The organism is Paenibacillus ottowii (genome assembly GCF_006874425.1).
Lineage (GTDB): Bacteria > Bacillota > Bacilli > Paenibacillales > Paenibacillaceae > Paenibacillus > Paenibacillus ottowii.
The window spans coordinates 722,516-734,341 of sequence record NZ_VIJZ01000001.1; the positions used below are offsets into that span (position 1 = coordinate 722,516).

Genomic DNA, 11,826 nt, shown 5'->3' on the forward strand with positions numbered 1-11,826 from the left:
GTGATACTTTGGCAAAACGTAAAATGAAATGGTGGTCGCGGCGCTCAAATACAGATGTGCAGAAGTCGGATCTTAAAAATCCGGCAGGATGGTTTATGGATTGGCTGTTTGGTGAAAAAACGGCCAGTGGGAAAAGGGTGAGCAATGGGAATTCTATTATAAATTCAAATATCTATACGGTTTGTTCTGTATTGGGTGGAGATATCGGTAAATTACCCGTTCAAGTATTCCGGAAGCGTGGAGGGAAAATAACCAAGGATACGGATCATCCAGTATCGTACTTGCTTGGGACCCGATCTAATCCACTTATGAGCGCCTATACATTCAAAGAATTATCTATGGTTCATCTTGCGACATGGGGGAATTTCTACGCCAACATCGAGTGGGACGAAATGGGATTACCAAAAGCTCTATGGCCTCTCAATCCTGCACAGACTGACGTTAAGATTGATTGGACTAATAATGAAATTTGGTATATAACAACTCTTCCGAATGGAGTACAGCGCAAGTTACACATGTCTGATGTACTCCACTTAAAATTGATCAGCACCACCGGATTGAAGGGCATGAGTCCAATTGCTGCATTGCGTGAGAAGCTTGGTTCTCAGAACGCTATGGAAAAATTCACATCATCTTTTTATGAAAACGGCACGTCAATAGGCGGGATACTCAAGACGGAACAGAAGATTGACAAACCAGCAAAAGAGCGTACCCGTGAGGAATGGAATAGATTGCATACCGGACTAAACAATGCACATCGTATTGCTGTGCTGGATGCTGGACTGGATTATAAAAGTATTGGTATGCCTCTTAAAGATGCTGAATTTATAGAGACTCAAAAATTTGGTATAAGTGAAGTTGCCAAGCTGTACAAAATTCCGCCTCATAAACTTGGACTTTTGGACAAGGCGACATTTTCCAATATAGAACATCAATCCATTGAGTATGTCAAAAACACGCTTCAGCCGCACATCACCAATTGGGAACAAGAGGCTAATTTCAAGTTATTTACTCAAAACGGAGCGCGAGACAAAGGGAGATACGCCAGATTTAATGTTACCAGTGAGCTGCGCGGAGACAGCCAAAGCCGCGCAGCGTACTACAAAGAAATGATCCAAATGGGTGTCTATTCTATTAACGAAGTTCGGGAACTGGAGGAACGTGACAATATCGGGGAAATGGGCGATAAACATCTTATTCCGTTGAACTTCACAACTTTGGATAAATTGGAGCAAATACAAACCGGAGTCAATCCGACGAAGGGGGGTGAAGGAACTGAGCAGAAACAATCCGATGAAGGACAACAAGGAGAAACGGACGCTACCGATACAACTCCAAGTGAGGGAAGCGACTGAGGAAGACGGGACGAGAACCATCACTGGAGGAATCAAGTATGAGACTGACAGCGAAGTAATGCGGGACTGGTACGGAGACGAGTTTGTTGAACAAATTGCTCCTGGTGCTTTTGACGAAAGTATTAGAACGCGGGGCGTTGTAGGCTTGTGGTCACACGATACCTCTCAAGTGCTAGGTAACACTAAGAGCAGCACTTTACGTTTATTTAGCGGGGATAAGGAATTGCGCTTTGAACTGGACATTCCTAACACAAGCTCCGGAAATGATGCCTGGGAATTGATTCAGCGCGGCGATGTGGACGGTGTTTCCTTTGGAATGCGAGTCACTAAGGAAAAATGGTCTTCGGAGGATAGAGAAGGTGGGACAAAGCTATATAAACGTTCAATTCTGAATGCTGAATTGTATGAAATATCGCCCGTTGCTTTTCCTGCTTATCCATCCAATGAAGTGTCCTGCCGATCGTTAGATGAATTTAGAGCTGGAGACAAATTGAAAGTAGAAAAATTATTGCTTGAAATCGACCTATTGGGATTGTAAGGGTCGTTTTTTTATACCCAAATACTGAAAGCGAGGAATTTAAATGGACCCGAAAGAAAGAGAACTACGCCAACAATTGGCGGCAAAAAAAGAAGCAGCTCGCAAGCTGGTGGAAGAAGGAAAGATTGATGAAGCCCGTTCTTTGATTACGGAAGCAGAAACCATTTCTGCCAAGATTGAAGCTTACCGCAGTTTGGAAGGTATCGAAACGCCTCCCGTTGATCCTGATTCTGTAAAAGAACCGGGTGATGATGAAGAACGTAAAGCCGATACTTCCAAGGAATACCGCAGCGCCTATGAAAAATACTTGAAGTTTGGTCGAAATGCGGAAATGTCCGATGAAGAACGGGCTGCATTTAAGGCGAAGCAGAATGAAGCACGGTCAATGAACGAAGGTGAAAAAGGCAGCGGGGGAATTTTGGTCCCTGAAGATGATAGCAAGGATATTATTCTTCAGAAAAAATCTAAAACCTCTATTCGCAATTTGGTTGGAGTAAAACCAGTAGGAACGTTGTCCGGTAGCCGTCCGAAACGCCGTGGAACTGATTTGAAAATGAAGAACTACGACGAAAAAACCAAGATTGACAAAATGGATACCCCACAATACGAGGAAATCAAATACAAGGTCCATAAATACGGCGGGATTTTTGAGGCTACTAATGAATTGATAGCTGATAGCGCTGTTTCTATCAGTACAGAACTTCTTGACTGGTACACTGAAATTTCTCTCAATACAGAGAATGACGAAGTGTTTTATGGAATCGGTGGGGAAAATTCCACAGAGGGTATTTTCACAACTACAAAATACCGTACTTTGCCTACACCAACCTCAGGCGTTGATATCAAACTCCTAAGAAAGTTGAAAAATATGGTGGATGCAGGATATAGACGCGGAGCTAAATGGGTTATGAACACCGCTGCGACTGAAGCTCTGGCTGACATGAAATATGCAGACGGTAAAAGTGTTTTGGTTCCCGATCCAACGCAAGCAGACGTATTCACCTTGTTTAGTTATCCAGTCGCCGTTTTTGATGATATCAAAACAGAAACTGGCAAGACAAAAATTGCTTTTGGTAACTTTGAAGTCGGTTATTACTTCTTTGATCGTAAAACCTTAGAAGCTAAAACGACTGATGAAGGCGGAGACGCATTCGAGAATGATACTACTCTTACTCGTATCATTCAGCGTTTTGATGGCAAGCCAGCAAATGAGGATGCAATTGTTATCCTGACTGGTGTTCCGGTAGAAGCCTAATATTTAGGGGCCTAGGCCCCTGAAAGGAGGAAACAGCATTGAGTTATTTGACAAAAAACCACGCAACGCCAGATAAGTTAACAATCGGCGGGGAAATAGCCGTTGTAGGTGACGGAAAAATCACTAAGGATGGTGTGGCCGTTAACTTGGGCGGCTCCGCACAGTTGGTAGATGGTTCTGTTACTGCTGCAAAATTGGCAAACGGTGCTGTAACAGTAGCCAAGCTGGATTCAAGTTTAACAAGTACCCTTAATGGCAAGCTAACAGCCACAAAAGCAGCAGCAGTACCGGACACAGCAGCAACGGACGCGGCTGGTGTGCTTGCCGAACTGCGTGATTTAAAAACTAAACTTCGCGCAGCAGGAATTTTAGCGTAATGCTTACCACGATTGCAAAAGTAAAAGGCCAGCTAGGTATCCCGATTGAGGACACTAGCGAGGATAACAACCTTAACATGTACATTATGGCAGCGTCCCAAGCTATAGAAAGTTTTTGCCGAAGGTCTTTCAAAAAACAAACATATACTGAAGTGCTGGACGGTTCTGGATCGTCCTTTTTGGTGTTGCGTAATTTTCCGGTATTTTCTGGTGTTGCGACTATGGATAAGGATCAATTTGCAGTCGAGGCCAACGAGGACGGTATTTTATTTTTGCCCAAAGGATGGAATACAGGACAGCGTAGTATAACGGTTCGGTATGAGGCGGGGTATGTGCTTCCGGGCGATGATTCAGCCGATAATCCGCGCACCTTACCGGAGGCGGTTGAAGTGGCCTGTATATTTGTTGTGCAAGGAATGCTACAAAATCCCACAGCAATTGGGGTGAAGTCTGAACGTGTCGGGGATATATCTGTTACCTATGGGGATACAGACGCATTGTTTTCTTCAACCGTTCAGGCGCTTCTTTCTCCTTATGTGGGGAGGTGGGTCTAATGGCTGGAGCAAGACGGACACGCACTCGCCGCGCAAATGTGGAACTGGATGAAACGAGTTTCCTTCCGGCAATCATAGCCAATTTAAACAAGCTCGCTAAAAAAGAGGTCCATATAGGTATGCAGGGTAATGCTGACCTTGCAATGATTGCCGGGGTCCATGAATACGGATCAGCCAAAATGAAAATCCCAGCTCGTTCATTTATCGGGACAGGAAAGAAAAAATCGGCTGCTGGTATCTCCAAGTGGGTCCGCACGAACATAACCCCTGTAGCTATGGGTAATATGGACGTTATGGCCTTTCTTGAACAGATTGGAGTAATTGGGGAAACGAAGACGCTTGCTAATTTTAATAGGATTAAGCAGCCGCCACTTTCCCCGCTTTATGCCCGGCGTAAGAAAGGGAAGAAAATCCTTATTGCAGAGGCCGAACTTCGGGACTCTATTACCCATGTGATCGTGGACAAGTAGGAGGTAGGTTATGCGTAAGTTTGCTTTCGGGGGAGTCGTGCGGAAATATAACGTGCCTTACGTATTTGTCCGACCCGGTTCGGGGGAATGGGACGAAGACGGTGTATGGGTTCCGGGAAAAGAAGAACGAGTTTCGCTACAGGGTCATTTCCAGCCCGTTTCAGCCAAGCTCCAGCAGGAAGAAGGCGGTAACTACACCGAGGAAGATAGGACACTGTACACGGCTTCCGTGCACTCTAACGGCGACCGGATAGAGTACCAGGGAAATCATTACACAGTTGATACCTCTGAGGTACGAGAGTACAGCGATATTAATAAATACATGTTGAAAAAGGTGGTCAGAAATGATTCCATTCAGGGCGATTCGGTCAGCGATAGTTCGTAATCTATCGACCTATTTAGGTGTCAAGGTGGTGGAGTTGAACGGCGGGGGAGACATGCCGAAAGGCGCATTCCTGACCTACTCATTTACAGATGGTCCGGCAGAAGGACGAGGTTTCCCAGTAGTAACACAGGAAAACGGAAAATTGGTGCAGCGGGAGACGGTGGAATTTACCGTCTCTTTTTTGTCCTATGCTTCGGATAGCGCTGACAGCATTACAAACGCGCTTAGGGCGCAGGACTGGCTTAAAACCATTGGACGGGATGTTCTCAAGGATTTGGACGTGATTGTTTTTAACATCGGTAACGTGGACAACCGAGATATTCTTATTGCGGACGAGTGGGAACGACGATACGGGTTTGATGTAGATTTTCGCACCACCGCCGTTACTTCGCAGGACCTTGAATACATCGAAAAAGTGAAAATTGCAAACAAAATAATAACGTAAGGAGCTGATTGTTTTGGCGGTACGTGGAGACGTTCAAGTAATTATTAATATCCTTCGTCCTACTCCTAAAACCGGATTGGGTAGGCCGCTTATTATCGGTGCTGCTGCGGCGGCTACTGAGTTTAAATTGTACTATGATCTGGACGCTGTTCTGGAGGACTTTGCGAACACGTCACAGATTTATAAAGCTGCTTATGCTCTGTTCAATCAAGGCAGCAATTCACCCGAATCCATTGCAGTAATGCAGTATAAAACAGGTGACCCACTTGCGGACTGGCTTCCAAAGATTTTTTCGAAAGACTGGTATTATCTTGTATCTACCAGCCGCACACTGGCAGATGTCACGGCGATAGGGGATGCGGTGGAACTGGATGATTCGCGGCTATTTTTCGTAGCATCAAGCAGTAAGACGGATCTGGCCACAATTAAAGCCAAGAAATACACCCGCACTATTTCCTTTTACCATGAGGATATAACCAATTATCCTGACGCTGCTTGGATTGGTAGTGCAGGACAAAAGCCAGCTGGGTCATTGACTTGGAAGTTTCAACCGCTTAAAGGTATTGCGCCTATGGATATCACTGAAACTGAGTTGCAAGCTATTCACGCGCTGGGAGCGAATACCTATGTTACTAAGGCTGGAGACGATCAAACATCCGAAGGGCTAACAGTATCAGGGGAATACATTGATATTATGCAATGTCGGGACTGGCTCATACTTAACATTCAGTTGGGTGTTCAAAAATTGTTCTTCCGTCAGGACAAAGTAGGGTTTTCCAACAGCGGCATCGCTCAAATTGAAGCAGTTGTTAAAACCAATCTATTGCGAGCTGACCAACAGGAAATGATAGCCCACGATGATGATGGATTGCCGTTGTACTCAACGGATTTTAAACGTCGCTCTGAGGTAGATCCAGCAGACCGGGAAAAACGCCAGTACAATGATGCAAAGTTCACCTTTGAGCTGGACGGAGCAATTCACCAGACAAAAGTCACAGGATTAATCCAAATTTAAGGAGTTGATTTAATTGCCTAAAACAACCACATATGATCCTATGGACCTCTCCGTATCAGTTGGAGGGGTTTTTCTTACGGGTTTTTCTGAGGACTTGGTAGAGTGGGAAAAAGACGAAGATTCAAATACTTTTAAGGTTGGCGCGCAGGGTGATGTACTCGTAACCAAGGTAAATAACCCACTTGCTACACTTAAAATCACATTGCTTGCAACAAGTCCGCAAGTAGCATATATGGACAAACTAGCCGTTACTGGTCAGGTAGTGGATGTTAGTGTTATTTACAATGGCACCCCAAAGGAAACCATCACCAGTACAGCCGGGGTCGTCAAGAAGCCTGCTGCCCGTAAATATGGGAATGAGGCAGATGACCGGGAATATGAAATTCAGTTAACAAACCACGAAATTCTTTAATCCAATAATCCAAATTTAAGGAGACGATAAATCATGTCAAATTTCAAACAGAAAAAGTTCACTTCTACGTCAGGTAAAGAATATTTGTTCCAATTCCCAGGTATCCGTGCCGTTGCTCAAATTTCTGACCGGGTTAAAAACAAATTTGGTATTGCATCGGATGAAAAATCAGCGGATGAAGTGCTGAAGCATGTTGTAGTTGAACCAAAAATGAAAATTGAAGACTTTGGTACGGATGTTAAGGAGTTTAACGAAGTTATTTTTGCCGCAATGCAGTTCATGAACGGAGTGGATGAAGATGATAAGTCAGAAGGAAGCGGAGCGACGAGCGAGGGCTAATTGGCTTACTTGGAGACTTCTCCTGTCAGATATGAACATAAATTATTCGGATCTGAACGAGATGGACCATGACGATATAGCAGAGGCAAATGCTGCTTTGGATATCTATTTGAAACAGCAAGAAAGAGCAGCAAATAAAAAATGAATGGAGCGCCTATTTTGGGCGCTCTTTTTGTTGTGAGGTGAATATATGGCTGGCGGCGTAATAGGTAACTTAATGTTTGCCGTTGGTTTCAAAGTGGCAGAAGGTCCATTGCGCCGGGCTGAGGACCAACTTAGCAGCTTACGCGGTGGGGTATTTGCTTTCGGGGCTGCCGCAACGGCGGCTATGGGGGCTTTTGCTGTGGCTTCTATTAGCGCTGCATCAAATTTTGAAAAGAATATGGCTCAAGTTCAAATGGCTACTGGGCAAACGGATCAACAAATGTTGGCAACGAAAGAAATAGCCAAGAATTTGTATTCCCAAAACTTCGGGGAAAACTGGCAGGACTTGAGCGGCGCTATTAGCACCACGGCGCAGATAACCGGACAGACCGGAGCGGCGCTGGAGGGTACAACCAAAAATGCAATGCTTTTGGGTAGAGCCTTTAATTTTGAGGTTGGGGAGTCTGTAAGGACCACCGATACCATGATGCGGCAATTTGGCATAACGTCAGAGCAATCCATGACATTGTTGGCGCAGGGGGCGCAAAAGGGGCTTGATAAAACGGGCGAGCTGCTTGACACAGCTAATGAGTATTCCGTTTCTTTTAAATCCTTGGGGTTCGGCGCTGATGATATGTTTGATACTCTGGCTGCTGGATCGCAAAACGGGGCTTTCAACCTGGACAAAGTCGGTGACGCGGTTAAAGAATTTAACATCCGGGCCAAAGACGGTAGCAAGACCACTACACAAGCCTTTGAAATGTTGGGGCTTAATGCGGATAAGATGATGCATACATTTGCCCAGGGGGGGCCGGAGGCTAAAAAGAGTTTTCAACAGGTTATGCAGATGATCGGTGACATTGAGGACCCGGTTCAACGTAACACCGTCGGGGTTGCTTTGATGGGTAGCCAGTTTGAAGACCTAGAGGCCAAGACGATAACTGCTATGGGGTCGGTGAAGTCGCAGTTTAACTCTGCTGCCGATACGCTCAATGATATTAATAAGGTCAGGTTTAACAGTCCCGGCGAAGCACTTCAAATGTTTGGTAGGCAAATAGAAACTGGGATCTTAATACCTGTTGGTCAAAAGCTGCTGCCGTACCTCAATCGGTTTGGACAGTGGGCGGCTGACCACAAGCCCCAAATAGAGGCGTTTGGCGCAGCTATAGGGGATAAGATAGGCAAAGCGATTGAGTGGCTTACAACCAAAGCACAAGAGCTATGGCCCACACTTCAAAGTGTTGGCAGTACAATCGCGGGTGTCGTCCAGAAAATGACGAGCTTTGAGGGGTTCGCACCGAGAATCGCAGGCATCGCAGCCGCGTTGGTAGCTTATAAAGCTGTTGTAACTACTATTTCCGTCGCTACACGAATATGGACAGCGTTCCAACTGGCATTAAACGTTGCAATGAGCCTCAACCCTATCGGGCTGGTGGTTGCTCTAATCGCTGGATTGGTTGTGGCCTTTGTGGTTGCATATAAAAAATCTGAGAAATTTAGAAATATCATTAACGGGGCATGGGCAGGAATTAAAATTGCGTTTGCTGCAACCATGAACTTTTTCACCACGACAGTTCCAAATGTTTTTAATGCCATTGTTAATTTCATTGTTCAATGGGGGCCAACCTTCTTAATTTCTTTGACTGGACCGATTGGGTGGGCTGTAGCTGCTGTCGTTAAGTATTGGGATGAGATAAAGGCGTTCACTATATTAACCTTTATGACCATTCAAATGTGGTTGGTCACTTTATGGACAGGAATAACCGGGAGCATTAGCGGGGCTGTATCGTCCATATGGAGCCGCATAACCAACGCTTGGAACAACGTAAAGACCACTACGTCCAATATATTTAATGGCGTAAAGTCGTTCCTTTCCAATGTGTGGAATAGTATTCTGTCCACCATTTCAACAACAGTCACCAACATTTGGAACAAGATAACGGGCATCTGGAATCAAATTATCAGTTACCTTCAAGGAATCAACCTATTTGAAGTAGGTAAGAACATAATCGAAGGCATGATTAACGGGATTATGTCTATGGCCAATGCCGTAGTGGACAAGGTTAAGGGTATCGGTGACAGTATACAAAACAGTATCAAAAGCGCACTTGATATTCATTCCCCGTCTCGTGTAATGATGGAGCTTGGTTTCTTTACAGGCGAAGGCTTGGCGAGAGGGATTGAAGGAACTCAGGACCGTGTGGCTGCTGCTGCAACTGGCATGACGGACGAGATTATACCATCCACAAATAGCCCAACAAATGCGCCAGCCCGTAAATTAGCCCCAGCTCGTGTTGGCGGAGGGGGCAGCGCAGGCGGTGCGATGAACATTAGTGTGAATATCGACCTTCGGGCAGATGCTTCAAGCGCTACGGTTGCCGGGGATGTAGCCGCCGAGGTTCGCCGCCAAGTTCAAAAGATTCTAGAAGAAACATTCCGGCGTGAGGGATTTGTTTCACCGGAGGTGAATATGTAATGGCAATGATAGATAGTCACTACATTTGGATTGAGAAAGAGTCACCCACATTCGATGTGGAGATTACTTCACAACCTGTTGAAAAAGGAATAGATATGGTGGACCATGTGCAGCGAAAAGCCCGGACAATGCCCCTTAGTGGGGTTATATCCGGGTCGGATGCGGCGCGGGTGCTTACATATTTAAAAAAGGCATCTGACACGGGACAGATTGTAAAATATGTAGGCCGTACAGCTTTCACGGGAATTATATCCGGTTTAGCGACTGACCACGACTATACAATTGCTGACGGTTACGCCGTGTCGTTCACGATAACAGAGGTCTTGGTCGCGCAAAGTTCATATGTGGGCAAACTCCCGCTTCCTGTTAAAGCGCAGGCGGCGAAAATAGTAAACAGTGGTGTGAAGCAGAAGAAGGACAAGAAGAAATCAGGCAAAAAGGACAAGACCAAGAAAGGTAAAAAGGGTAAGGGCAAGGGAAAAAAGGAGAAGGAAAAAGTCCAAAAGGTTAAATTCAAGAAGGGTAGCCCGTGGGCTTAGGGGTGAACGCTGATGGACTATGAATATATAGAAATTGAAAAGGAAAACATTCCTTACCGTTTCGATATTGAACTGGCTGAACAAATGTACACCTTCGAGATTCACTATAATGCTGAAAACGACTATTTCACCATTGATTTAGAACTGGATGGGGAAGTGCTAGTTTACGGGGAAAAGATCGTATACGGCATACCGCTGTTCTATGATGTGCAAGACGACAGATTCCCGAAAGTACCCATCGTTCCCTATGACGAATCTGAAAACAGTACAGCCGTAACATGGGACACGCTCGGTGTGAGCGTGTTTCTTTATGTTATAGAGGAAGAGGATGAGGACGATGCGTAATTTTGGACGTGTGATAGAGGTCTTGACCGCTGGTATGAAGTTTTCCAGCGATAAGTACAACATTGAGGGCAAAGTACCGTTTGACAATGATACCTTGCCGAACGAATCAGAAATTAAAATCTGGAATTTGGCAGAGACAACCATAAACAATATCAAGCGCGGAAAGGTATTAATGCTTAATGCTGGATATAAGGGTGATGTGGGTCTACTGCTCCACGGCTACATATCCAACGTAGATACCGTTTGGGAGGGCGTGGACAAAATCACCACTATCCATGTACTGGACAGTGAAGACCTGGACAAACGCGAGGTAAAAGAAATTGCCTTTGCTGAAAACACACTCGCCAGCAAGATTATTAAACAGATGGCAAGCTATATTGGTCTACCTATTGCTCAATTTAATCTAAATCAGGATTACCGCTATCAGGACGGATATACCGCAAAAGGCAAAGTAACGGAAATAATCGCAAAGGTCGCTAAGGATTGCGGGACCAGCGTTTATATAAACAAAAACAAGCTGTACGTTCGTAATCTGCGAAGCGGAGGGGATAATGTGTTTGCGGTCAATACCAAAACGGGATTGATCGGGACCCCGGGCCGATTTGAAAAGGATGGGGCCAAGGGCTTTAACATAAAGATGCAGCTCCAGCACAGGGTAACGACGGCTAGTATGCTTAATCTGTCTTATTCCCGTTTTACCGGGAAAGCACATGTCCGCAGTGGTTCTCATACTTTCAGCCGGACAGGTGATTTTGTAACGGAAGTGGAGGCGATTTTGTGAGTAAGATTGATCCTGCCGCCGCTATGTCTGCTTTGTTGGATGGCTTTTTGTCGAAGCTGTATACAGATTTTAATGTGGCCTTCCCATGTAAGGTCGTTAAATTCGATCCTGTGAAAATGATTGCCAGCGTACAGCCGCTTATCCGAACGGGCAGCGATCAGCCTGCTATGATTCAGGCTGTGCCGGGGCTGGGCTACCGATTAAAACCTAAAGACGGTGGCAGCGAACAAGAATATTTACCTGTATACAAGCCGGGAGACGTGGTTTATGTGGTCGTTGCAGACAGGGAAATACGTAACGGGCTTGCTGGTGCGGTGGCTGCGCCTGACACGGCAAGGCAACATGATAGCAATGACGCGGTTATAGTCGGGATATTCCCGGCTTCTTTTAGTTAGG

General features: G+C 45.4%; 16 protein-coding genes. All 16 read left to right on the forward strand.

Annotated elements, in window-relative coordinates; all coding sequences use genetic code 11:
* Positions 1-8: 8 nt before the first annotated feature.
* The 16 genes from FKV70_RS03545 to FKV70_RS03625 all read left to right on the forward strand — a co-directional run bounded on the left by FKV70_RS03545 (position 9) and on the right by FKV70_RS03625 (position 11,825).
* Complete coding sequence (locus FKV70_RS03545; protein ID WP_244310629.1) at positions 9-1,355, forward strand: phage portal protein; 1,347 nt, start codon at positions 9-11, stop codon at positions 1,353-1,355.
* The gene (locus FKV70_RS03550) at positions 1,294-1,893 is read left to right on the forward strand and encodes an HK97 family phage prohead protease (RefSeq protein WP_142611806.1); all 600 of its coding nucleotides are present in this window, start codon (positions 1,294-1,296) and stop codon (positions 1,891-1,893) included. The genes FKV70_RS03545 and FKV70_RS03550 overlap by 62 nt, the downstream gene beginning before the upstream one ends.
* Positions 1,894-1,936: 43 nt before the next feature.
* On the forward strand, positions 1,937-3,148 hold the full coding sequence (locus tag FKV70_RS03555; protein WP_142611807.1) for a phage major capsid protein: 1,212 nt from the start codon (positions 1,937-1,939) through the stop codon (positions 3,146-3,148).
* A 38-nt stretch (positions 3,149-3,186) separates the two neighbouring features.
* Complete coding sequence (locus tag FKV70_RS03560) at positions 3,187-3,525, forward strand: hypothetical protein (protein ID WP_142611808.1); 339 nt, start codon at positions 3,187-3,189, stop codon at positions 3,523-3,525.
* The gene (locus tag FKV70_RS03565; RefSeq protein WP_142611809.1) at positions 3,525-4,079 is read left to right on the forward strand and encodes a phage head-tail connector protein; all 555 of its coding nucleotides are present in this window, start codon (positions 3,525-3,527) and stop codon (positions 4,077-4,079) included. Before FKV70_RS03560 ends, FKV70_RS03565 begins: the two co-directional genes overlap by 1 nt.
* On the forward strand, positions 4,079-4,549 hold the full coding sequence (locus FKV70_RS03570) for a phage virion morphogenesis protein (protein WP_142611810.1): 471 nt from the start codon (positions 4,079-4,081) through the stop codon (positions 4,547-4,549). Before FKV70_RS03565 ends, FKV70_RS03570 begins: the two co-directional genes overlap by 1 nt.
* A gap of 10 nt (positions 4,550-4,559) precedes the next feature.
* A complete protein-coding gene (locus FKV70_RS03575) occupies positions 4,560-4,934 on the forward strand; it encodes a hypothetical protein (RefSeq protein WP_142611811.1) in 375 nt (124 codons plus the stop codon).
* Positions 4,894-5,379 carry a phage neck terminator protein gene (locus tag FKV70_RS03580; RefSeq protein ID WP_142611812.1) on the forward strand — a complete coding sequence of 162 codons (486 nt, stop codon included), beginning with the start codon at positions 4,894-4,896 and terminating at the stop codon, positions 5,377-5,379. Before FKV70_RS03575 ends, FKV70_RS03580 begins: the two co-directional genes overlap by 41 nt.
* 13 nt (positions 5,380-5,392) lie before the next feature.
* Positions 5,393-6,394, forward strand: coding sequence for a DUF3383 family protein (locus tag FKV70_RS03585; RefSeq protein ID WP_142611813.1), 1,002 nt, complete (start codon positions 5,393-5,395; stop codon positions 6,392-6,394).
* Between the two features lie 13 nt (positions 6,395-6,407).
* A complete protein-coding gene (locus FKV70_RS03590) occupies positions 6,408-6,806 on the forward strand; it encodes a phage structural protein (protein WP_142611814.1) in 399 nt (132 codons plus the stop codon).
* Between the two features lie 33 nt (positions 6,807-6,839).
* On the forward strand, positions 6,840-7,145 hold the full coding sequence (locus tag FKV70_RS03595; RefSeq protein ID WP_103047698.1) for a hypothetical protein: 306 nt from the start codon (positions 6,840-6,842) through the stop codon (positions 7,143-7,145).
* A 190-nt stretch (positions 7,146-7,335) separates the two neighbouring features.
* A complete protein-coding gene (locus tag FKV70_RS03605) occupies positions 7,336-9,765 on the forward strand; it encodes a phage tail tape measure protein (protein WP_142611816.1) in 2,430 nt (809 codons plus the stop codon).
* Positions 9,765-10,304 carry a phage baseplate protein gene (locus tag FKV70_RS03610; protein ID WP_142611817.1) on the forward strand — a complete coding sequence of 180 codons (540 nt, stop codon included), beginning with the start codon at positions 9,765-9,767 and terminating at the stop codon, positions 10,302-10,304. The genes FKV70_RS03605 and FKV70_RS03610 overlap by 1 nt, the downstream gene beginning before the upstream one ends.
* Positions 10,305-10,316: 12 nt before the next feature.
* A complete protein-coding gene (locus FKV70_RS03615; RefSeq protein ID WP_142611818.1) occupies positions 10,317-10,649 on the forward strand; it encodes a phage baseplate plug family protein in 333 nt (110 codons plus the stop codon).
* Positions 10,642-11,430, forward strand: coding sequence for a phage protein (locus FKV70_RS03620; RefSeq protein WP_142611819.1), 789 nt, complete (start codon positions 10,642-10,644; stop codon positions 11,428-11,430). Before FKV70_RS03615 ends, FKV70_RS03620 begins: the two co-directional genes overlap by 8 nt.
* A complete protein-coding gene (locus FKV70_RS03625) occupies positions 11,427-11,825 on the forward strand; it encodes a Gp138 family membrane-puncturing spike protein (RefSeq protein ID WP_142611820.1) in 399 nt (132 codons plus the stop codon). The genes FKV70_RS03620 and FKV70_RS03625 overlap by 4 nt, the downstream gene beginning before the upstream one ends.
* Position 11,826: the final 1 nt, after the last annotated feature.